We start from the raw sequence: 22,486 nt of genomic DNA, 5'->3' as shown, positions 1-22,486 counted from the left end.
CCATGGCCAATTCCGTCACGCCCCGCAGTCGCAATGCCGCGAACCAGGAAGTGATCCGTGCCGCACGCCGCCAGCGCGCGGCGCGGCTTTACAATGCCCGCAAGGAGCGCTGGAGCTTTCGCTGGCGCCGCATTCGCCGTGCTTTCCTGGCGCTGTTCGGCATCTTCATCGTGGCCCTGACCGCCGGGCTGATCCTTGGCGGGCTGTCTTTCACCACCACGGTGCTGACGACGCTACTGGCCTTCGCGGTGTTTCTGGTGCTCTCGATCTATCCCGCCACACCCAAGCTCCGTGCCGAGGAACTGGGCAGCGCGACACTGCCCGAACTGGCCGGATCGGCGGAACTCTGGCTGGAAACCCGCCGCCGCGCCTTGCCCAATGCCGCGGTCGATGCCGTGGACATGATCGGTGTGCGCCTCGAACAGCTGGCGCCGCAGCTTGCCACCTTGCAGGACAACGGCCCCGCCGCGCATGAAGTGCGCAAGCTGCTGTCGGAACACCTGCCTTCGCTGGTGGACAGCTATACCCGCATTCCCGCCGAGCTGCGCAACAAGACCCATGCCGGCAGCACGCCTTCGCAGCAGTTGGTGGAAGGGCTCAACGTCATCGCCGGCCAGATCGAGGCGATGAGCCTGGACCTCTCGCGCGGAGACCTGGATGCGCTGGCGACGCGCGGCCGTTTCCTCGAGACCAAGTATATCGACGCGAGCGACGATGGTTGAGCTGCTGACGAGGGCGGGGAGCCTGCCGTTTTCGGTCGCCCTGGCGCTGATGCTGATGTTCGCCCTGCTCCAGATCGTCGGTCTCGGCGATTTTCTCGGCGGCGATACCCACCTCGATGTCCATGCCGATGTTCATACGGGCGTCCATGGGACCCTTCACGGGCATGGCGGCGTCGATGCAGGGCTGCTGTCGGTGCTCGGTCTCGGCCGGGTGCCGTTCCTGATGTGGCTCATGCTGCTGCTCACCGTGTTCGGCCTGATCGGCATTTCCGCGCAGGAGCTGCTACTCTCGCTGACCGGGAGCCCTTGGAGCGCGTGGCTCGTCGCGCCCGTCGTTGCCCTCGTTTCACTGCCGATCACTGGCGCGCTGTCACGGGGGCTCGGCCGGATCATCCCGCAGGACGAGACGAGCGCGATCGACGTGTCGGCGCTGGTCGGGCGGGAAGCGGAAATCCTGGTCGGGACCGCGCTGGCCGGAAGCCCGGCGCGCGGGCGCGTGTTCGATCACTACGGCCAATCGCATAATGTCATGGTGGAGCCCGATCTGCACGACCAGCGCTTCGTGCAAGGCGAAAAGGTGCTGCTGGTGCGGCGCGAGGGCGAATTGTTCAAGGCCATTGCGCGCGGCGACCACTACCTGCCGCGCCTGGACTGAAAAGGGCCGTGCGTCAGGGCGTGACAACTGCGGTTAACGCTTTGAAAGCGCGGCGCGTCAGGCCGGTTTTCCTGGGAGATCCGCGCCTGTTCTGCTAGCTTTCCTGTCTATTTGATTGCGTGGTCCCGGGCTTTGGCCGGACGACGCCTGGGGGGAGTATCGAAGACATGCAAGATCTCGTCGGCATCGGAATTCTAGCCGGCATCGCCCTCGTCCTGTTCCTGGCGCTGGGCCTGATGCTCGCGCGGCTCTACAAGCGCGCGTCCAAGGAAATCGGCTTCGTGCGCACGGGCTTCGGCGGCGAGCGTGTGGTCATGAACGGCGGCGCGCTGGTCCTGCCGGTCTTCCACGAGACCATGCCCGTCAACATGAACACCGTGCGCCTGGCGGTGGAGCGCAAGAACCAGGATGCGCTCATCACGCTGGACCGCCTGCGCATCGACGTGAAGGCCGAATTCTACGTGCGTGTCCGCCCCGATGCCGGTGCCATCGCCATGGCGGCGCAGACCCTGGGCGCCCGCACCATGCATCCCGAAGCGCTGAAGGAACTGGTCGAAGGCAAGTTCGTCGATGCGCTGCGCTCGGTCGCGGCGGGCATGACGATGAACCAGCTTCACGAACAGCGCGCGGACTTCGTGCAGAAGGTGCAGCAGGTTTCCTCGTCCGATCTCGCGATGAACGGGCTTGAGCTGGAATCGGTGTCGCTGACCGGGCTGGACCAGACCTCGATCGAGCACTTCAATGCCAACAACGCCTTCGATGCCGAGGGTCTCACCAAGCTGACCGAGCAGATCGAACTGCGCAAGAAAGCGCGGAACGACATCGAGCAGGACACCCGCGTCCAGATCGAAACCAAGAACCTGGAAGCGGAGCGCCAGTCGCTCTCGATCCAGCGCGACAACGAATTCGCCAAGCTGGAGCAGGAGCGCGAGATCGAGATGCGCCGGGCCGAGCAGGCGGCCGAAGTCGCGCGCGAGCAGGCCTTGCGGGGGCGCGAGGCCGAGGAAGCGCGGATCATCGCCAAGCAGCAGGTCGATTCGCAGCAGATCGAATCGGATCGCACCATCCAGCAGGCCAAGATCGCGCAGGCTCAGGCCGTCGAACTGGCGCGCCAGGGGCAGCAGATCGCCATCCAGAACAAGAGCCGGGAGGAAAGCCAGGCCAAGGCTGACGCCGACGAGGCCCGCGCCAAGGCGGTTGCCGCCGAGGAACAGGTCATCACCAGCCGTGAGACCGAGATCGCCGAGCGCGCCAAGCGCATCGAACTGATCGAGGCCAGCAAGGAAGCCGAGCGGCAGGCGATCTCGGTCAAGGTGGAAGCCGAAGCCGAACGCGAAGCCGCCGCCAACCGCGCCGAGGCCTTCCGCCTTGCCGCCGAAGGCGAGGCCGAGGCCGAGAAGCTCCGCGCCGAAGCCGCGCGCGTGCGTTTCGAAGTGGAAGCGGCGGGTCAGCGCGCGGTCAACGAAGCGGCGAACCTGCTCTCGTCCGACCAGATCTCGCTGCAGATGAAGCTCGCCCTGCTCAAGGTTCTGCCGGAAGTCGTGCGCGAATCCGTGCGGCCGCTGGAGGCGATCGATTCGATCAAGATCGTGCAGGTCGACGGTCTGACACAGAAGGGCGGTTCATCGGCTTCGTCGGCTTCGGTCGGCGGATCGGGCAACCTGGCCAACGACGCAGTCAGTGCCGCGCTTGCGTACCGTGCGCAGGCCCCGGTGATCGACGGGCTGATGAAGGAGCTTGGCCTTGACGGTGCGTCGCTGGCCAATCTCGTGCAGGGCGCGGCGCAGGTTCCGGTGGCGCCCGCCATCCATGCCCCGGCGAACGACGCCAGCGCGGGCGTTGTGCGCGAAGCGGAGTGAATCCGGGCGGGCGGCGCCCGCCCGCTCATCGCCCCGGCGACCCGGCTCCCGGTGTCGCCGGGGAGACCGCGTGCTAGCTCTCGGCCTGGACGAGAAGGAGGCCCGCGATGGACCGGCAATTCCACAAGATCCTGCTGTTCATGAAACGGCGCGCCGACCTGACGCCGCAGCAGTTCCGCGACTACTACGAGACGCGGCATGCGCCCCTCGCGGAGCGCTATTCGCGGGGCGTCAGCCGCTACATCCGGCGCTATGTCGATCCCCAGCCGCATCCCGAAACCGGCGATTTCACCGATGGGCCGGACGTCATCACCGAACTCTGGTTCGAGGACGAAGCGGTGTTCCGCAAGACCCTGGCCTATATTACGCAGAACCTCATGCCCGACGAGATCGTCGCGGATGAGCGCAATCTGTTCGACCGGGCCTCCTTCCGCATCGCGACGGTCATGGAGTGCGAGAGCTAGGACGCAAGGGCACGGTTTCCGGCAGGAATTCCGGCCTCTCTGGGAGAGTACAAGATTTCTCAGAGGTGCCGTTTGCGCAGGCGCTGGCGGAACTTGGCATCACGACCGGGCGGGCCAGCGCATTTCAGCGCTTCCCGCCCGTAGTGTCATCGTCTCAGGGGGCCTCCGTCTCAGGGGGTCACCGTCTCAGGGGATCACAGGCCCAGGCGGCCCAGTATCCCCCCATCCACCTTGATGTCGCAGCCGCTGACATAGGATGCGGCCGGCGAGCAGAGGAACTCCGCCACGGAGGCGATTTCGTCGCCCAGTCCCTGCCGGCCGAGCGGGGTCATACCCATCATCCGCACCATCTGCTCGCTCGCCTTGGCTTCGGCGCGGCTCATTTCGGTGTCGATGAAGCCGGGCGCGATGGAGGTGATGCGCAGGCCGCGCTCCCCGAAGGCCGCCGCTTCCCGCCCGACCAGCCCGATCACCCCGCGCTTGGACAGCGTATAGCCCATGCCAGGATTGGTGGAGAAACGGTCGACATCTTCCCGCCCCTTGCCCGCGACGAGGTCCTGCACGGCCGCGACCATCGCCGGATCGGGGATGAGATAGGCCGACATCGAGGAGATCAGCACCGCGCATCCGCCCTCCTCGAATCGCGGCAGGAGCGCGGCCACGAGGCGCTCGGTGGCGAAATAGTTCACTTCGAGGATGCGCGGCGCCTCTGCCATCGTCGGCGAGAGACCGGCTGTATGGACCAGCGCGAAGAGCGGCGCTTCGCCCAGGGTATCGAGCAGGCGCTGCGGGAATTCAGGCGCGGCAATGTCCCCGGCCAGCGTCGAGACGGGCACGCCGTCCCGGCGCAGTTCGGCGGCCACGGCCTCCAGCCTTTCGGCATTCACGTCGCTCAGCAGCAAGGGGCGGCCTTGCGCGGCGAAGCGGGCGGCGACCGGGCGGCCCATGCCTCCGGCGGCTCCGGTGACGATGACGGTAGCGTTCATGATCTCTCCCATTCGCCGTTCGCCGGCCTTGCGCAGATGTCGTAACCGCCGCCCCGCCCTCCGGCCAGCGCCAGCGCGACTCATCGCTCCGGGGAATAAGATACAGTGTCGCTCATAGTTCTTGCATTGCGGGCCGTCCCGTCGTTTCATCGCCCAAGCCGGAAAACGGGCCGGGCAGGGAAGCGGGAGAGCGCGAATGCAGATGACGGGCGAGCAGCGGGTCGCGGCGCCGCGCCGGAAGGTGTGGGAAGCGCTCAACGATCCCGTCGTTCTCGCCCAGTGCATTCCGGGTTGCCAGAGCCTGGAGCGAGAGGGGGGCGATCGCTTCGTTGCCGTGGCGGAAGTGAAGATCGGGCCCATCGGCGCGCGGTTTCGGGGGCAGGTGCACCTCTCCGATCTCGATGCGCCCAATGGCTATACGATAACCGGCTCGGGCAACGGGGGCATTGCCGGAAGCGCCCGGGGCGGCGCGAAAGTGCGGCTCAGTGACGGCGAAGATGGCGGGACGCTGGTCGCTTACGAAGTCGAGGCGGAAGTGGGCGGCCGCATGGCCCAGCTGGGCGGGCCGATCATCGATGCGACGGCGAAGAATCTCGCCGGCAAGTTTTTTACCAGGTTCGGGGAGGTCGTCACGGGGGGCGCTCCGGCGCCGGTTGCAGCGGGGGAGCTTGCAGCCGGCGCCGGGCAGGGGGCGACTGCCACGGCGCCGGTGCTTTCCGCGCCGCTCGTCCCCGGGGCGCGTGCCGTGCCGGGAGGAACTGTCTGGGGCTGGGTGGCCGCGCTCGTGCTGGCACTGGTGGCAGGTTTCATGCTGGGTGTGAAAGGACTGCACGCAGAGTTCCTGGGCGTGGCGGTGCTGCTGGTGGTCACGGCCGCCGCCGCCTTCGAGGCCGGGCGCCGGGGAGCGCCGCGATGAAGCCCGCGCCGTTCGACTATGTCCGCCCGGCCACCGTTGCCGAGGCCTGCCGGGTGCTGGCGGAGGCCGGCGGGGGAGCGACGGTGCTGGCAGGCGGGCAAACGCTCATGCCCTTGCTGAACTTGCGGATGAGCCAGCCTTTCATCCTCGTCGACCTTGGCGGCATCGCGGAGCTGCGCGGTGTTTCCGAAGTCGCGGGCGGGATTCGCGTGGGCGCCATGACGCGGCAGGCCGAGGCCCTGGCCGATGCAACGCTCGCCCGGCGGCTCCCGGCGTTGGTCACGGCTCTGGGCCATGTCGGACACCACCAGACGCGCAACCGCGGGACGGTGGGCGGATCGATCGCGCTCGGCGAGCCGGCGGCGGAAATGCCCGCGACGGCGATCGCGCTGGGCGCCACGCTGGAGATCATCTCGACAAGGGGCACGCGGCACGTCGCGGCGGCGGACTTCTATCTCGGCCCCTACATGACGGTGCTGGAGCCGGACGAACTGCTGACGGCCGTGGTCTATCCCGACTGGGCGGCGGGTCATCTGGTGCTGTTTCGCGAAGTGGCGCAGCGGCCCGGAGACTTCGCGCTGGTCGGCATGGTCGGCGCGCTGGTGCTGGAAGACGGCAAGGTGGCGCGGGCCGGGCTCGCCTGGTTCGGCATGGGGCCGACACCGATCCGCATGCGCCGGGCCGAAGAGGCACTGCTCGGCACGGCCTTGGCCGAACTCGACGTCGAGGCCGTGGCGGGACTGGCCGTGGCGGAGAGCGCGCCTTTCGACGATCACCACGCCAGTGCGGAATACCGCCGTACTGTCGGCCGCCGCATCTTCGCACGGGGACTGCGCGAGGTTCTGGACCTGAGGGAAGCCGCATGAGCGAACACGCCATCGCATGGACCGTCAACGGCCACCGCCGTCATGACCGGGTGGAGGCGCGCACCAGCCTTGCGGACCATCTGCGACTGGAGGCGGGCTGCACAGGGGTGCACCTGGGATGCGAGCATGGCGTTTGCGGCGCCTGCACGGTCCTGGTCGACGGTCGGGCCGTGCGCGCCTGCCTGATGCTGGCGGTCCAGGCAGACGGAGCGGACGTGACCACCGTGGAGGGCCTCGCCGCGCCGGACGGCACGTTCCATCCGGCGCAGGACGCCATGCGCGAGGCCCACGGGCTGCAATGCGGCTTCTGCACGCCGGGCGTGCTGATGACTTTCGCGGCGCTGACGGCGGGTGAGGAACCCGCGGACGAGGCGACGATGATCGCCGCCATGTCCGGCCATGTCTGCCGCTGCACGGGCTATCAGGGCATCCGGCGCGCTGCCCGGGCCCTGGCGGAGGGCAGGTACGGAGGCGGGGCCGAGCGCATAAGCGGAGACGGGGCGACCGGCCCCGCCGCCGGCAAGGGGCAGGCGGCATGAATGCGCAGGCGCCCGGCGGTGGGCTCGGTGCCACGCGCTGGATCGGCAAACGCGCGCTTCGCAAGGAAGATCCGCGCCTGCTGACCGGGCGCGGGCAGTTCGTGGACGACGTGACCCTGCCCGGCATGCTCCATGTCGCTTTCGCCCGCAGCCCCGTGGCGCGTGGGCGCATCCTGTCCATCCAAAGTGAATTCGCCCGCGAGATGCCCGGTGTCCATGCCGTGCTGACCGCGGCGGACCTCGCCGCGCGGCCGATCCGCATGCTCTCGTTCTTCTTTACCGAGGCGGAGATTGCGATTGCGCCGCTTGCGGACGGTCAGGTGGCCTATGTCGGCGAGCCGGTGGTCATGGTCGCCGCGGAGACGCGCGCCATGGCGGAAGACGCCGCCTCCCTGATCGAGGTCGAGTACGAGGAGCACGATCCCGTCGTCACGATCGCGCAGGCCAGGTCGTCCGCGGCGATCCATGCCGGGATGGACAGCAATGTCGCGGCCGAAATCGGCGACGAAGACATCGAGGAGGAGCTGGAACGCAAGCTCGCCGGATCGGTGCTGCGGCTCAGCCACAAGGTGGTCCACCAGCGCATCTCGCAGGCGCCCATGGAGACGCGCGGGGTGATCGCCGCGCGCGACGGATCGGAGGAACTTACGCTCTGGAGTACCTGCCAGAGCCCGCATCTCGTGGCGCGCTGGGTCAGCCTGGCGCTGGATCTGCCGGATACCGCGATCCGGGTCATCGCCAAGGACGTGGGCGGCGCCTTCGGGCTGAAGAACCATCCGTGGAAGGAGGAAAGCGCGGTCATCGTCGCGGCGCTGCTGCTGGGCCGGCCGCTCAAGTGGATAGAGGACCGCTACGAGGCGCTCACCGCATCCAACCAGGCACGCGAGGCGGAGATGACCCTGCAGGCGGGGTTCGACGCGGAAGGTCGGCTCACCGGTTCCCACGGCATCTACGACTGCAACAACGGTGCCTTCCCGCAAGGCGCGGACAGCAATATCGCCGTGCACATGTTCGTCTGGGCGGCCTACAAGCAGCCTGCCTACGCCTTCGTCTCGCGCGGATGGTACACCAACACCAACGGCCTTGCCGCCTATCGCGGGCCCTGGGCGATGGAATCGCTGGTCCGCGAGACCCTGCTGGACAAGGCGGCGCGCAAGCTGGGGATCGATCCGGTGGAGATCCGCCGCCGCAATCTCGTCTACCTTGCCGACCAGCCCGCCGTAACCAGCATGGGCATTCCGCTGCAGGACATCACGCCCGGCGAATGCCTGGAAAAGCTGCTCCAGCACTTCGACATGGCGCAGTTCCGCCGCGAACAGGCGGGCGCGCGGCAGGAGGGGCGCTATCTGGGCGTGGGCCTGGCGTCCTATGTCGAACCGACCGGCTCGGCGGGATCGATGGCGCCGATGACCGGCGAACTGGCGCAAGTGCGGATCGAACCGACGGGCAAGGTCACCGCGACGATGTCCACCCATTCGCAGGGCCACGGCACGGCCACGACGATGGCCCAGTGCATCGCAGACCGGCTGGGCGTGCGCTACGAGGATGTGACCGTGTTCGAGGGCGACAGCTCGCGCGGTGGCTTCAGCCCCGGAGCGGCAGGAAGCCGTCAGGGCGTGATTGCGGGCGGGGCGGCGATCCGGTGCTCGGAACTGCTGGCGGAAAAAGTGCGTGCCGTGGCCGCGCACTTGCTCAATGCCAGTGCCGAAAGCGTGGTGCTGGACGCGGGCATGGTCCGGGTAGAGGGCGCGCCGGAAATGGCGCGGCCGCTCGCGGAGATTGCCGCCATCGCCTATGGCGAGCCCGACCGTCTGCCGCCGGGGCTGGAAACCGGGCTGGAGATGCAGTTCCGTTATCAGCCGCCGCCGATGACATTCACCAGCGCCACCCATCTTGCCGTGGTGGAAGTGGATGTGGACACCGGCTTCGTCTCGATCCTGCGCTGGATCTCGTCCGAGGATTGCGGGACGGTCATCAACCCGGCCGTGGTCGAGGGGCAGATTTCCGGCGGGCTGGCACAGGCCATCGGCATGGTCCTGCTGGAGGAGATGCCTTACGACGCGCGGGGCAATCCGCAGGCGGCGACTTTCAAGGACTACCTCCTGCCGTCGATTTCCGACGTGCCGGTGTTCGAATTCGTCCACGCCAATACCCCGTCGCAGACCATCGGCGGCATGCGCGGCGTGGGGGAGGGCGGCGCGATCATCGGTCCGCCCACGCTGGTGAACGCCATCGCCGATGCCCTTTCGCCGTTCGGGGAGATCGAGGACCTTGTCCTGCCGCTGACGCCGGGCCGCATTCTCGACGTGATCGAACAGCGCGACGTATCGGGCCTGCACAAGCCGGAGCCGGCGCCTGCCGCCGCCATCGCGCCGGAACCGGAACCGAACCCCGGGCCGAAAGATGAGCAGCCCGCCGCTGCGAGCGGCCCTGGGGGAGACTGGAACATGGTGCTCAAGACGCCGATGGGGGCGCAGGCGATGCTGGCGCACTTCGACGTGGAGGGCAGCGCCGTCAGCGGCTACCTGTCATCGCCGGAAGGCAGGCAGGACTTCGGCGGCGGCACGTTCGAGGCCGGGCGCCTGCGGTTCGATCTCAAGGTGGAGAAACCGATGAAGATCACGCTCAAATACGATCTGGAACTGCGCGGAGACACTCTCGGCGGGAAGTGCAAGATGGGCATGTTCGGATCGGCGAAAGTCACGGGCGAGCGGGTACCGTGAGGCATGCCGCCCGGCCTGATCGGCCGGGCTAGCTGCTGGCGTCCTTCACCGTTTCCATGGCCACATATGTGGACGTGCTGGAAACATGCGGCAGGTTCGACAGTTTTTCGCCCAGAACCTCGCGGTAACGGCGGATGTCGGTGGTGCGGACTTTCAGCAGGTAGTCGAAATGGCTGGCGAGCATGTGGCACTCCTCCACTTCGGGAATGCGGCGGACGGCGGCGTTGAATTCCTTCAGCGCCTGCTCGCGCGTGTCCGACAGCTTGACCTCGGTGAAGGCGACATGGTCAAGGCCCAGGCTGGCCGGATCGACCACGGCGCGGAAGCCCCGGATCACCCCCGAATCGATCAGCCGCCGCATGCGGACCTGGCAAGGCGTCTTGGAAAGCCCTACGTTCTGCGCAAGGTCGGTGACGCTCATGCGGCCGTCGGCGCGCAAGGCGGCGATGATCTTGCGATCGAGTTCGTCCAGATCGACGTGTTTTACGCGATTTGCCATCCGTTTGGCCTGCAAGATCCCGAAAGATAAGTTCAGATGAACCAATCTGTGCCTGTGAAAAGTCGGATTGCCAAGCGGCCTTGGGATATTGGCGATTCATGACCCACACGCCCGCCCGCACGCCCCTCTTCGGCGCCTTCGCCCCCGCCGTCAGCGAACCGACCCCGCTTCGCCGCGCGATCACCGATGCTTTCCGCCGCGACGAGGCCGCCTGCATGGCGCCGCTGCTTGACGCAGCGACGCTGCCCGAGGCGCAGCGCCAGGCGGTTCGCGAGACGGCCATCCACCTGGTGTCCACCTTGCGCGCCAATCACAAGGGCACCGGCGTCGAAGGTCTGGTGCAGGAATATTCGCTGTCCAGCCAGGAAGGCGTGGCGCTCATGTGCCTGGCCGAGGCGCTGCTGCGCATTCCCGACAATGCCACCCGCGATGCGCTCATCCGCGACAAGATCTCCGACGGAGACTGGAGCGCGCACCTCGGCGGCGGCAAGTCGCTCTTCGTCAATGCCGCGACCTGGGGGCTGGTGGTGACGGGCAAGCTGGTCGGCTCGGTCGACGACAAGGGCCTCGGCTCGGCCCTGACGCGGCTGGTCGCCCGCGCAGGCGAGCCGGTGATCCGCCGCGGCGTCGATCTGGCGATGCGCCTGATGGGCGAGCAGTTCGTGACCGGCGAAACGATCGGTGAAGCCGTGAAGCGCGCGCGCGCGCTGGAGGAAAAAGGCTTCGGCTACAGCTACGACATGCTGGGCGAAGCCGCCACCACCGCCGCCGATGCCAACCGCTACAACACCGATTATGTGAACGCCATCCACGCCATCGGCAAGGCGAGCGCCGGGCGCGGCATCTACCGGGGGCCGGGCATCTCGATCAAGCTCTCGGCGCTCCACCCGCGCTACAGCCGTGCCCAGGCGGAGCGCGTGATGGGCGAACTGCTGCCGCGCGTGAAGGCGCTGGCCGTGCTCGCGCGCGGTTACGACATCGGCTTCAACATCGATGCCGAGGAAGCGGACCGCCTCGAACTCTCGCTGGACCTGCTGGAGGCGCTGGCCCTCGATCCCGAACTCCAGGGCTGGGACGGGCTGGGCTTCGTGGTCCAGGCCTATGGCAAGCGCTGCCCCTTCGTGCTCGACTGGATCATCGATCTGGGCCGCCGCGCCGGGCGCCGAATGATGGTGCGCCTGGTGAAGGGCGCTTATTGGGACGCCGAGATCAAACGCGCGCAAGTGGACGGGCTGGCCGATTTCCCAGTGTTCACCCGCAAGGTCCACACGGACGTGTCCTATGTCGCCTGCGCGAAGAAGCTGCTGGCTGCGCCGGACGCAGTGTTCCCGCAGTTCGCCACTCACAATGCGCAGACGCTGGCCACGATCTACCATCTGGCCGGACCGGACTTCGCGATCGGCCAGTACGAGTTCCAGTGCCTCCACGGCATGGGCGAGCCGCTCTATTCGCAAGTCGTCGGCGCCGGCGAATCCGGGAACAACCTCGACCGGCCCTGCCGCATCTACGCGCCGGTCGGCACGCATGAGACGCTGCTGGCCTATCTCGTGCGCCGTCTCCTGGAAAACGGCGCGAACTCCTCGTTCGTGAACCGCATCGCCGATCCGGCCGTGCCCGTGGAAGAGATGGTGGGCGATCCCGTAGACGTCGTGCGCGCCATGCCCGATCCGGGCGCGCGGCACGACCTGATCCCGCTGGCGGCCGACCTCTACCCCGGCCGCCGCAATTCGGACGGCATCGACATGGCCGACGAGGCGGCGCTGGCCGTGCTGTCGCAAGACCTGCGCCGTTCCGCCGCGCGCGAATGGTTCGCCATGCCCGCCAATGCCCAGGGCGGCGAGCGCGCCGTGCTCAACCCCGCCGATCACGCGGACGTGGTGGGCCGGGTGATCGAAGTGGCCCCGGAAGCCGCCTCCGTCGCCGTCGCTCGCGCCGCGATCAGCCGTTGGAGCCAGGTATCCGTGGACGAGCGCGCGGCCATGCTGGAGGCTGCCGCCGATGCCATGCAGGGCCGGATCGGCCTGCTCATGGGCCTTGTCATCCGCGAGGCGGGGAAGTCGGCCGCCAATGCCATCGCCGAAGTGCGCGAAGCGATCGACTTCCTGCGCTATTATGCGAAGCAGGCCCGCGAGACGTTCGGCGCCGATCAGGTGCCGCTGGGGCCGGTGGTCTGCATCAGCCCCTGGAACTTCCCGCTGGCGATCTTCGCAGGGCAAGTCGCGGCGGCGCTGGTGGCAGGCAACCCGGTGCTGGCCAAGCCGGCCGAGGAAACGCCGCTGATCGCTGCCGAAGCCGTGCGCCTGCTGCACGAGGCCGGCGTGCCCAAGGACGCGCTCCAACTGCTGCCGGGCGACGGCAAGCTGGGCGCCGCCCTGGTGGCGGCGCCGCAAGTGGCGGCAGTGATGTTCACCGGCTCCACCGAAGTGGCGCGCCTCATCCAGAAGCAGCTGGCCGGACGGGTTTCGGCCCATGGCCATGCCGTTCCCTTCATCGCCGAGACCGGCGGCCAGAACGCGATGATCGTCGATTCCTCGGCTCTGGCCGAGCAGGTGGTTGCCGACGTGATCGCCTCGGCCTTCGATTCGGCCGGACAGCGCTGCTCGGCGCTGCGGGTGCTCTGCCTCCAGGAGGAAGTGGCGGACCGCACGGTGGTCATGCTCAAGGGCGCGCTGGCGGAGCTGCGGGTCGGCAATACGCAGGAACTCGCGGTCGACATCGGGCCGGTGATCACGGCTGAGGCCAAGGGCATGATCGACGGCCACGTCGCCCGCATGAAGGCGCGCGGCTGCAAGGTCGAGCAAGTGGCGATCCCCGCGACGTGCGCATCGGGCACTTTCGTGGCGCCCACGATCATCGAGATCTCGACGATCGACCAGATCGAACGGGAGGTGTTCGGGCCGGTGCTGCATGTCCTGCGCTTCAAGCGCGACGAACTGCCCGCGCTGATAGAGGCGATCAACGCCACCGGCTACGGGTTGACGTTCGGCCTCCACACGCGCCTCGACGCGACGGTGGAGCAAGTGACTTCGGCCATCCGCGCGGGCAATCTCTACGTCAATCGCAACACCATTGGCGCGATCGTCGGCGTGCAGCCTTTCGGCGGCCGCGGGCTCTCGGGCACGGGTCCGAAGGCGGGCGGTCCGCTCTATCTCGGGCGACTGGCGCGGCAGGCGCCGCAAGTGCTGGATACGCCCGCCAGGACGGCGCCGCTGGTGGAGGCTTTCGCGACCTGGCTGTCCGGGCAGGGCGATGCCGCTTCCGCGGCGGCGGCGCGCGGCCTGGCGGCCGGATCGGGGCTGGGCATGGAGCTGAGCCTGCCGGGCCCGGTGGGCGAGATCAATCTCTATGCCCTTCACCCGCGCGGCCGCATCCTGCTGCGCCCGGCGACGCAGGAAGGGCTCTACGGGCAAATGGCGGCCGTGCTGGCCACCGGCAATACCGCGACGGTCGAGGGCATGGCGCTTCCGGCCGGACTGCCCGAAGCCGTGGCCGCCCGTTTCGCTCCCGATGCCGGCGCACATTTCGCTGCCTGCCTGGTGGAAGGCGATGCCGAGGCGGTTCGCGCGGCCTGCAAGGCCGTGGCCGAACTGCCCGGGCCGATCGTGCCCGTCCACCGCACGCCGGGGCCGAACCTGGTCTGGCTGCTGGAGGAAGTCTCCACCTCGATCAACACCACGGCGGCGGGTGGCAATGCCAGCCTCATGATGATCGGCTGACGCCTCTGCCAGCCGGACACGAAAAGGCCCGCGAGTGACGAACTCGCGGGCCTTTCTTCATGCGGTGCGCGGAAGGCCTCAGCAGGCCGGGACCGGCTGCCCGGCCATGGCGCCTTCGTGCTCGCGCTTGTGCAGGGTCAGGGTCACCAGGAAGATCGCCAGCCCGCCCAGCGACAGGCCCATGCCGATCCAGCCGGTCGAGGTCAGGCCGTAGCCTGCCGAAATGGCCAGGCCGCCGAGCCAGGGGCCAAGCGCATTGGCCATGTTGAAGGCGCTGTGGTGCGCCGCCGCCGCCAGGGCCTGCGCGTCGCCCGCCACGTCCATCAGGCGCGTCTGGAGAATGGTGCCGAGGCCGCCGGCAAAACCGATCATCACCACCACCACGCTCAGCGTCCAGACGTTGCTCGCGGCCATCGGGAACAGCGCAAGGGCGAAGGCGCTGAACAGCAGCGCACCGATCGCGGCCTTGTTCAGCGAGCGGTCGGCCGCCCAGGCCCAGAACAGGTTGCCCACCGTCATGCCCACGCCGAACACGGCCAGGACCACCGGCACGAGGTGCTCGGATACTTTGGTCACTTCGATCATGGTCGAGGCGATGTAGGTGTAGACCGCGAAGAGGCCGCCGAAACCGATGGCGCCGGTCAGCAGGGTCAGCAGCACTTGCGGACGGCGCAGCGCGCCCAGTTCGCGCATCGGGCTGGCGCCTTCGGCCGCCTTCTGGTGCGGAGCGAAGAGCGCGACGAGCGCCATGGTGATGACGGCCAGCACCGAGACGATGGCGAAGCCGGTGCGCCAGCCGAAGGCCTGGCCCAGCCAGTTGGCCAGCGGCACGCCGATGATTGTCGCCACCGTCAGGCCGGACATGACCAGCGCCACCGACTGGGCGCGGCGGTTTGCCGGCACCATCGAGGCGGCCACCAGCGCGGCGATGCCGAAGTAGGCACCGTGCGGCAGCCCGCTGATGAAGCGGAACAGCAGCAGCAGCGGATATGTGGGCGCCATGGCCGAAAGCGCGTTGCCCACCGCGAAGAGCGCCATGAGGCCGATCAGCAAGGCCCGCCGGGGCAGTTTCGCGGCCAGAACGGCGATGATCGGCGCGCCGACCACGACGCCCAGCGCATAGGTGCTGATGGCATGGCCCGCCTCGGGCTCGGTCAGGCCGAGATCGCGCGCGAAATAGGGCACGAGGCTCATCGCGGCGAATTCGGTCGTGCCGATGGCGAAGGCACCCATCGCCAAGGCGAGGATGACGAGCGCGGGGTGAGTATGGGCTTTTTGCTGATCGGTCATGTTGCACTGCAATATTTTGGGGGCAAGTGCGATCTAGTGGACCCCGGCGCCATGCCAACCCCGACCAGGAGTGCAATAATTGCACTCCTGGTCTTGTTTGTTGCAATGAGTTGCGCGGCTGTGGCTCTGCCGGTGTCCCGGCGAAAGGTCCAGGGTAAGGCTCTGCTTCGGCCAAGGGAGCGTTCCAAGCAAGCCCTTGCGCGAAGCGAACCCGTGCCCCGAAGCGAACCCTGGCTCAGAGCCCCGGATCGAATTCGGGCGCGTTCTTGGTCGTGTAGTCCGAATGAGTGGCGACGTGAATGCCGCATTCGGTCTTGTTCCAGCCGCGCCAGCGGCCCGAGCGTGGGTCTTCGCCCGCGGCGACCTTGCTGGTGCAGGGCATGCAGCCGATCGAGGGATAGCCCTCGGCGACCAGCGGATGGGCCGGCAAATCGTGTTCGGCGATATAGGCGGCGATCCGCTCGGGCGACCAGTCGATCAGCGGGTTCACCTTGAGGCGGCCCTGCGCGTCAGTGGTGTCCACCTCGAAGCGGGGCAGGGTGGCGCGGGTGGAGGCCTGGAACGCCTTGCGGCCGCTGAACGAAGCGTCGAAGCCCAGCAGGGCCTTTTCCAGCGGCTTCACCTTGCGGATTTCGCAGCAGCCGTCGGGATCGTAGGACCAGCGCAGTCCGTTTTCGTCCTTCTTCGCCAGTTCCTCGGCATCGGGGACGAGGTTGCGCAAGTCCTTCAGTCCCAGTCGCTCGATCAGCAGGTCGCGATAGGCCAGGGTCTCGGGGAAATGCTTGCCGGTTTCGAGGAACAGCACCGGCACCGTGGGATCGACGCGGCTGACGAGATGCAGCAGCACCGCCGATTCCGCACCGAAGCTGGACACGATCGCGATATCGCCCACCATGCGTTCCTTGAGCACCGTTTCGAGCATCTCGCTCGTTTCGGTGCCGCGGAAGAGGCGGTTGAGGCGAACGGCATCGGCCTCGTCGAAACGAGGGCCGGTGTCGATCAGGTCGCGAATACGGGCAGCTTCGGTCTGGGGCATCGGTGGTTCCCTATAGGGACGGTTACGCCGGGTGGCGCTTCGCCCAGATCGCCGGGCGACCGTCGACGACGGTGGCCTGGTAGACGTTGTCCCAGCGATCGAACGCATTGCGGGCGTCCTGTTCGTTGAGGGCCTTGTCGGGCGCGAAGGCATCGAAGCCGCAGCGCTTGAGGTGCGAAAGCATGTCGATCACCAGATCGCCCACGGCCCGCATCTCGCCCTGGTAGCCCGCTTCGCGAAGCAGGCGCGCCGAGGAATAGCCGCGGCCGTCGGTCCAAGCCGGGAAGCTCACTTCGACGAGCGAGAGCCGGTCGAGGTAGGGCAGCAGGTCGCGCGCATCGTCGCCCGGCTCGATGCGGACGGCGGAGGCGTTGGACTGTTCGGAGAACGAATCCACGGTGACGGCGGGGTCGTTGACGGTTTCGTCGTCACGGAAACGGAACTGGACCTCAACCATAGATGGCCTCCTTGAACGGATCCATGCCGATACGGCGATAGGTGTCGAGGAAGCGCTCCTCGCCTTCCTTGTTGGCGAGATAGACTTCGGTGGCCTTTTCGATGGCGTCGACGACGCCGTCCTCGGTGAAGCCGGGGCCGATGATCTTCGCGAGCGAGGTATCCGCCCCCTCGCTGCCGCCGAACAGGAGCTGGTAGTTTTCCAGGCCCTTCTTGTCGACGCCGAGGATGCCGATGTGGCCGGCATGGTGGTGACCGCAGGCATTGATGCAGCCCGAGATCTTCAGCTTCAGCTCACCGATCTCGGCCTGGCGCTGGGCGCTGCCGAAGCGTTCGGAGATCTTCTGCGCGACCGGGATCGAGCGGGCATTGGCCAGCGAGCAATAGTCGAGGCCGGGGCAGGCGATGATGTCGCCCACGGTGTCGAGGTTGGCAGTGGCGAGGCCGGCTTCGTCGAGCGCCTGCCACACGGTGTAGAGGTCGGCCTTGCGGACGTGCGGGAAGACGATGTTCTGGGCGTGAGTGACGCGCAGTTCGTCGAAGCTGTAGTCCTTGGCCAGCTGCGCCATCAGGCGGATCTGGTCGGCCGTTGCGTCACCGGGGATGCCGCCTACGGGCTTCAAGCTGACGGTGGCGATCACGTAGCCCGCCTGCTTGTGGGCATGCGTGTTGCGCTCCACCCAGAGGCGGAAGTCGGGATCGGTCAGGTCCAGATCGTCCGACGCGGCGGTTTCGTAAGCCGGGGCGGTGAAGTGCGCCTTGATGCGCTCCAGTTCGGCCAGCGGCGGCTCGATCGGCTGGGTCAGCAGGTGCGCGAACTCTTCCTCGACCTGGCGGACGTATTCGTCGCGGCCCAGTTCGTGGACGAGGATCTTGATGCGCGCCTTGTACTTGTTGTCGCGGCGGCCGTAGCGGTTGTAGACGCGCAGGCATGCTTCCGAGAACGTGATGAGCTGGTCCAGCGGCACGAATTCGCGGATCAGGGGCGCGATCATCGGGGTGCGGCCCATGCCGCCACCGGCGTAGAACTGGGCGCCGATCTCGCCGGCGTCATTCTTCACCATCTTGATGCCGATGTCGTGCAGGCGCATCGCCGCGCGGTCCGTTTCGGAGGCGATGACGGCGATCTTGAACTTCCGCGGCAGCACCAGGAATTCCGGGTGGAAGCTGGACCACTGGCGCAGCAGTTCCGCATAAGGACGCGGATCGACGATCTCGTCTGCGGCGGCACCGGCGAACTGGTCGGAGCTGATATTGCGGATGCAGTTGCCGCTGGTCTGGATGGCATGCATCTCCACCTTGGCGAGTTCGGCCAGGATGTCGGGCGTGTCTTCCAGCTTGATCCAGTTATACTGGATGTTCTGGCGCGTGGTGAAGTGGCCGTAGCCGCGGTCGTACTTGTCCGCGATGTCGCCCAGCAGCGTCATCTGCGCCGAGTTCAGCGTGCCGTAAGGCACCGCGACGCGCAGCATGTAGGCATGCAGCTGGAGGTAGAGGCCGTTCTGCAGGCGCAGCGGCTTGAACTGGTCCTCGGTCAGGTCACCGGCAAGGCGGCGGCGGACCTGGTCACGGAATTCCGCGACGCGCGTATCGACCATCTGCTGGTCGTATTCGTCGTACTTGTACATCAGATCACCCAGTCTGCGGCTGCGGGGTCGGAGGCTTTCGGCGTCAGGTCGAGGCGCACCGTCGGCCCGAGGGCGCGGATGCGCTCCTTGATATGGGCGGGGCGGATGCCTTCAGCGGTCTTCTCGCCATCGACGACATAAGCGGCGACGGCGTGCTGGGCGCCTTCCTCGCGCGCCACCAGGGCGGCGCCATGCTCGCCCACATCGGCGGATTCGTTGACGTCGAGCGACCAGCCCACGCCGGTCCACCAGATGACCGCTCCGGTCTTCAGGTCGTTGCCCGTCAGGATCTTCACTTTGTTGCCTCCAGCGCCAGGGCGCGAATGGTGTTGTCGGGTTCTGCGGTGACGTGCCCGATAACGATAAGCGCGGGACTTTGCACCTTCGCATCCGCGATCAGGTCGGCAAGTCCGGCGAGCGGTCCGCGCAGCACGCGCATGGCCGAGCGGGTGGCGTTCTCTATCACCGCTACCGGCACGTCCGGCGCCAGGCCGTCGGCCATGAGCTTCTCGGCGATCTGGGCGGAGGTGGCGATGCCCATGAAGATCACCAAGGTGCGGCCCTTGCCGGCAAGGCCCGACCAGTCCTGATCGGCCAGCCCCTTGCACTGGCCCGCCACGAAAGTGACGATCGAGGCGTGGTCGCGGTGGGTAAGCGGGATCTGCGCGGCGGCCGAAGCCCCCAGCGCGGAGGAAATGCCCGGCACCACTTCCACGGGAACGCCGGCGGCATGGCAGGCTTCCGCCTCTTCGCCGCCGCGGCCGAACACGAAGGGATCGCCGCCCTTGAGGCGCACGACGTCGCTTCCGGCCAGGGCTTCGCGCACGAGCAGGGCGTTGATCTCTTCCTGCTTCATGGTGTGGCGGGCGCGGCTCTTGGCGACCGAGACCAGCCGAGCGGAAGGCTTGGCCATCGCCAGGATGGCCGGATCGACCAGCCCGTCATGCACGATGAGCGCGGCATTCATCAGCAGCCGCGCGGCGCGCAGGGTCAGGAGATCGGGGTCTCCGGGACCGGCGCCGACCAGATAGACTCGGCCGATAGAGGCGGGAATCGCTTGCATGGTGCGGCAGATGATACTCCCGGCCCCGGATTGCCAACCAGAATGGCTTTGTCCGGGGCAAGGGAGTCTTTAGCGGCGGTTTACGAGCGGCGTTATGACAGGGCTCGCGATGGGCATTCCGGCGCGAGGCCGTGCCCCGGAATTCGGCCTCGATGAATGTGCCGAGGCCCGCTCAGGCGACTTCGTCCTCTAGGAAAGCCGACGGGATCCGCAGCGGTTCGGGCTTCAGGCTGGGCGCGCGGTCGGGGCGGCCGAGGAAATAGCCCTGGGCTTCCTCGCAGCCTTCGCGGATCAGCAGCTCGAACTGGCTGGCGGTCTCCACGCCTTCCGCCAGGACCGGGATGCGCAGCGACTGGCCCAGCGCCAGGACCGCGCGGATGATGGCGCGGGCCTGTTCGTTCTCGTCCGATTCCAGCAGGAACGACTTGTCGATCTTGATCTTGTCGAACGGGAAGGAGTGGAGGGTGTCCAGCGAGGAATAGCCGGTGCCGAAATCGTCCATGGCGATGGCGACGCCCAGTTCCTTGAGCTGGCGCAAGTTGTTGAGCGCGCGCGCCTTGTCGGTGATGATCGCGCTTTCGGTGATCTCCAGTTCCAGCCTGCGGGCAGGGAGGCCGGTCTCGATCAGGATCCGCGCCACCATCGGCGCCAGATCCTGCTGGACGAGCTGGATGGGCGAGACGTTGACGGCGATGCGGTGCTCGGAATGCCAGCTCACCGCTTCCCGGCAGGCCTGCGTCAGGACCCATTCGCCGATCGACAGGATGGCGCCCGATTCTTCGGCGATCGGGATGAATTCGCTGGGCGATACCAGCCCGCGCTGCGGGTGATGCCAGCGCACCAGCGCTTCGTAGCCGGACAGCTCGCCGCTGCGCAGCTGGCATTGGGGCTGGTAGAGCAGCACCAGCTCCTCGCGCTCGATGGCCAGGCGCAAGTCGTTGGCAAGCTGACGGCGCGCGCGGGCGGTCTCGTCCATGCCCGGTTCGTAATAGCAGATGCGCTCGCCGATCTGCGCCTTGGCGCGGTACATGGCGAGGTCGGCATTGTTGAGAAGCGCTTCGCGGTCGGCCCCGTCGTGCGGATAGGCCGCAACGCCCAGGCTCGCGCCGAAGCTGAGTTCCTGCTTCTCGTGCTCGACGGGCATGTTGAAGCAATGCTCCACCCGGCGCAGGAATTCGGCAAGCTGCTCGTCCGTGTCGAACAGCTTGGCAATGCCGAATTCGTCGCCGCCGAGGCGCGCGGCGATCTCATCCTCGCCGATCACGGACTGCAGGCGCTGGGCCAGTTCCGCCAGCACCACGTCGCCCCAGGAGTGGCCGTAAGTGTCGTTGATTTCCTTGAAGCGGTCGAGGTCGATGGCGGTTACGCCCAGGCGCTTGCCGATGCGGCTGGCCCGTTCGAGTCGCTCGTCGATCCACAAGTTGAAGCGGGTGCGGTTGGGCAGCCCGGTCAATCCGTCGTGCATCGCCATGTGGGCGATCTGGGCTTCGGATTCGTGCTGGCGGGTAATGTCGTCGAAGGTGGAGACCCAGCCGCCCTCCGGCATGCGCCGGCTGGCGATGGAGACCACCGTGCCGTCCGGGTATTCGGCCAGGATCGGCGGCGAGGACGGCCCTGCGAGATTGTCCAGAATGGCGCGCTGCGAAAGCAGGACGCGCTCCGCGATCACCTCCGGTGCGAAGCGGCCGAGGCTGCTGCGGCGGATCACTTCGGAAAGGTGCATGCCCGGCACGAGGCTGTCGGGCGCCAGGCCGTACATCTCCAGGAAGCGCGGGTTGCAGAGCACCAGCTTCTCATCGGCATCGAACAGGCAGAGGCCCTGGTGCATGTGGCCGAGCGCGGCATCGCGCTGGCGGCTGGCTTCGGCGATGTGGTCCTGCGCCTCCTTGAAGCGTGACATGTCGCGGGTGATCTTGGCGAAGCCGATGGGCTGGCCCTGCTCGTCCAGCATGGGCTCCATGGTCACATGGGCCCAGAACCGCGTGCCGTCGCGGCGCACGCGCCAGCCTTCGCCGTAATAGCGGCCGTGGTTGGCGGCCGCTTCCAGGGCGACGCGGTCGAGCGCGGCTTCGCGGTCTTCGGGGGTGTAGAAGCTGGAAACGTGAAGGCCCAGCGCTTCGGCTTCCGGATATCCCTTCAGGCGCTGGGCGCCGGCGTTCCAGTTCATCACCCGGCCGTCGAGATCGAGCATGTAGATCGCGCAGTCCGAAATGCCGCGCACCAGGAACGAGAAATTGCGCTCGCTGATCGCCACGACCGCGGCGGTGCGGCGGCTGATCGCCAGCGAGATCGCCGAGACCGCGACCAGCAGGAACGTCACCGCGGTGACGGCAGCGGCCATTTCCCGCGGGGAAATGAGCTGCTCGGGCACCTGCATCCGCGTGGGGATGAGGGTGAGGCCGGTCATGCCGGTGAAGTGCAGGGAGACCACGGAGAGGGACAGCAGCCCGGTCGCCGCCAGCAGGCCGCGCAGGCGGCGGCCGTCGAGAGCGAGCGAAAAGGCGGGGTAGAGCGGCAGGAAGGCCAGGATCACCGAGGCGACGATGAAGCCGGTCTGCCAGCGCATCGTTGCCGGCACTTCCAGCGCCAGCATGCCGGTGTAGTGCATCGCGGCGATGCCTGCCGCTGCCACGGCCGAGGCCAGGACGAGTGCCAGGCGGCCCCGCGCTTCCGCCGCCAGTCCGAAGGCCATGGCAAGGGCGGTGACGGGAATGACGAGCGAGGCCAGTGTCAGGCCCGGCTCGAACCCGACGACCATGCCCGGCGCATAGCCCAGCATGGCCACGAAATGCGTGGCCCAGATGCCGAAGCCGGCGCTCACGCCTGCCAGGGCCCACCAGCGCCGCCGCATACCCAGGAGTTGCTCCGCCGTGCAGCCCGCCGCCTGTCGCAGCAGGGCAAGCGCCGTCAGCGAAGAAAGTAGACAGATCAACGCCGCGAGCAGGACGAATTTCAGGTCATGCCCGTCACGGATGCAAAGATAGATGTTGAACACTGCAACCCCGATTAATTCCCCGGAAAACTACGGATAAATGCGTTAGGAAGTGATTAACAAGAATTTCATTGTG

18 protein-coding genes are annotated in these 22,486 nt (G+C 67.5%); 9 read left to right on the top strand and 9 right to left on the bottom strand.

Going from position 1 to position 22,486, the window contains the following annotated elements:
- Positions 1-2: 2 nt before the first annotated feature.
- The 4 genes from EDF58_RS15960 to EDF58_RS15945 all read left to right on the top strand — a co-directional run bounded on the left by EDF58_RS15960 (position 3) and on the right by EDF58_RS15945 (position 3,700).
- Positions 3-722, top strand: a complete 720-nt coding sequence (locus EDF58_RS15960) for a hypothetical protein (protein ID WP_132267388.1) — start codon at positions 3-5, stop codon at positions 720-722.
- Entirely contained in the window at positions 715-1,377 is a 663-nt protein-coding gene (locus EDF58_RS15955) for a YqiJ family protein (RefSeq protein WP_132267387.1), read from the top strand. Before EDF58_RS15960 ends, EDF58_RS15955 begins: the two co-directional genes overlap by 8 nt.
- Positions 1,378-1,544: 167 nt before the next feature.
- A complete protein-coding gene (locus tag EDF58_RS15950) occupies positions 1,545-3,236 on the top strand; it encodes a flotillin domain-containing protein (protein ID WP_132267385.1) in 1,692 nt (563 codons plus the stop codon).
- A gap of 107 nt (positions 3,237-3,343) precedes the next feature.
- Entirely contained in the window at positions 3,344-3,700 is a 357-nt protein-coding gene (locus EDF58_RS15945) for an EthD domain-containing protein (RefSeq protein ID WP_132267383.1), read from the top strand.
- A 194-nt stretch (positions 3,701-3,894) separates the two neighbouring features.
- Here EDF58_RS15945 and EDF58_RS15940 read toward each other — a convergent pair whose 3' ends face one another.
- Positions 3,895-4,686 (bottom strand): SDR family oxidoreductase, encoded by a 792-nt coding sequence (locus tag EDF58_RS15940; RefSeq protein ID WP_165921449.1) that lies wholly within the window; start codon positions 4,684-4,686, stop codon positions 3,895-3,897.
- 196 nt (positions 4,687-4,882) lie between these two features.
- Between EDF58_RS15940 and EDF58_RS15935 the strand changes: the two genes are divergently transcribed.
- The 4 genes from EDF58_RS15935 to EDF58_RS15920 are packed head-to-tail and all read left to right on the top strand — an operon-like array spanning position 4,883 to position 9,730.
- On the top strand, positions 4,883-5,602 hold the full coding sequence (locus tag EDF58_RS15935; protein ID WP_132267380.1) for a carbon monoxide dehydrogenase subunit G: 720 nt from the start codon (positions 4,883-4,885) through the stop codon (positions 5,600-5,602).
- Positions 5,599-6,468: a xanthine dehydrogenase family protein subunit M gene (locus EDF58_RS15930; protein WP_132267378.1), complete on the top strand. Its 870-nt coding sequence runs from the start codon at positions 5,599-5,601 to the stop codon at positions 6,466-6,468. Before EDF58_RS15935 ends, EDF58_RS15930 begins: the two co-directional genes overlap by 4 nt.
- Positions 6,465-7,007, top strand: coding sequence for a (2Fe-2S)-binding protein (locus EDF58_RS15925; RefSeq protein ID WP_132267376.1), 543 nt, complete (start codon positions 6,465-6,467; stop codon positions 7,005-7,007). The genes EDF58_RS15930 and EDF58_RS15925 overlap by 4 nt, the downstream gene beginning before the upstream one ends.
- Positions 7,004-9,730, top strand: coding sequence for a xanthine dehydrogenase family protein molybdopterin-binding subunit (locus tag EDF58_RS15920; protein WP_132267375.1), 2,727 nt, complete (start codon positions 7,004-7,006; stop codon positions 9,728-9,730). The genes EDF58_RS15925 and EDF58_RS15920 overlap by 4 nt, the downstream gene beginning before the upstream one ends.
- Positions 9,731-9,758: 28 nt before the next feature.
- Here EDF58_RS15920 and EDF58_RS15915 read toward each other — a convergent pair whose 3' ends face one another.
- Complete coding sequence (locus EDF58_RS15915; protein WP_132267373.1) at positions 9,759-10,229, bottom strand: Lrp/AsnC family transcriptional regulator; 471 nt, start codon at positions 10,227-10,229, stop codon at positions 9,759-9,761.
- A 98-nt stretch (positions 10,230-10,327) separates the two neighbouring features.
- Here EDF58_RS15915 and putA point away from each other — a divergent pair, with 98 nt between their 5' ends.
- Positions 10,328-13,945: a trifunctional transcriptional regulator/proline dehydrogenase/L-glutamate gamma-semialdehyde dehydrogenase gene (gene putA, locus EDF58_RS15910; protein ID WP_132267371.1), complete on the top strand. Its 3,618-nt coding sequence runs from the start codon at positions 10,328-10,330 to the stop codon at positions 13,943-13,945.
- Positions 13,946-14,023: 78 nt separating this feature from the next.
- On the opposite strand, the gene EDF58_RS15905 is transcribed toward putA, so the two are convergent.
- From EDF58_RS15905 to EDF58_RS15875, 7 genes are all read right to left on the bottom strand, one after another.
- Positions 14,024-15,235 carry an MFS transporter gene (locus EDF58_RS15905; RefSeq protein WP_132267370.1) on the bottom strand — a complete coding sequence of 404 codons (1,212 nt, stop codon included), beginning with the start codon at positions 15,233-15,235 and terminating at the stop codon, positions 14,024-14,026.
- 235 nt (positions 15,236-15,470) lie between these two features.
- A complete protein-coding gene (locus EDF58_RS15900) occupies positions 15,471-16,271 on the bottom strand; it encodes a phosphoadenylyl-sulfate reductase (RefSeq protein ID WP_132267368.1) in 801 nt (266 codons plus the stop codon).
- A gap of 22 nt (positions 16,272-16,293) precedes the next feature.
- Complete coding sequence (locus EDF58_RS15895; protein ID WP_132267366.1) at positions 16,294-16,728, bottom strand: DUF934 domain-containing protein; 435 nt, start codon at positions 16,726-16,728, stop codon at positions 16,294-16,296.
- Positions 16,721-18,355, bottom strand: coding sequence for a nitrite/sulfite reductase (locus EDF58_RS15890; protein WP_132267364.1), 1,635 nt, complete (start codon positions 18,353-18,355; stop codon positions 16,721-16,723). Before EDF58_RS15890 ends, EDF58_RS15895 begins: the two co-directional genes overlap by 8 nt.
- On the bottom strand, positions 18,355-18,651 hold the full coding sequence (locus tag EDF58_RS15885) for a DUF2849 domain-containing protein (RefSeq protein ID WP_132267362.1): 297 nt from the start codon (positions 18,649-18,651) through the stop codon (positions 18,355-18,357). Before EDF58_RS15885 ends, EDF58_RS15890 begins: the two co-directional genes overlap by 1 nt.
- Positions 18,648-19,418, bottom strand: a complete 771-nt coding sequence (gene cobA, locus EDF58_RS15880; protein ID WP_132267360.1) for a uroporphyrinogen-III C-methyltransferase — start codon at positions 19,416-19,418, stop codon at positions 18,648-18,650. The genes EDF58_RS15885 and cobA overlap by 4 nt, the downstream gene beginning before the upstream one ends.
- Positions 19,419-19,590: 172 nt before the next feature.
- Positions 19,591-22,413 carry an EAL domain-containing protein gene (locus EDF58_RS15875; protein WP_132267358.1) on the bottom strand — a complete coding sequence of 941 codons (2,823 nt, stop codon included), beginning with the start codon at positions 22,411-22,413 and terminating at the stop codon, positions 19,591-19,593.
- Positions 22,414-22,486 lie beyond the last annotated feature (73 nt).

Origin of the sequence: Novosphingobium sp. PhB57 (assembly GCF_004342985.1) — a bacterium.
GTDB lineage: Bacteria > Pseudomonadota > Alphaproteobacteria > Sphingomonadales > Sphingomonadaceae > Novosphingobium.
The sequence above is the reverse complement of the archived record's forward strand: the minus strand, read 5'-3'. Positions and strand labels throughout refer to the sequence as shown.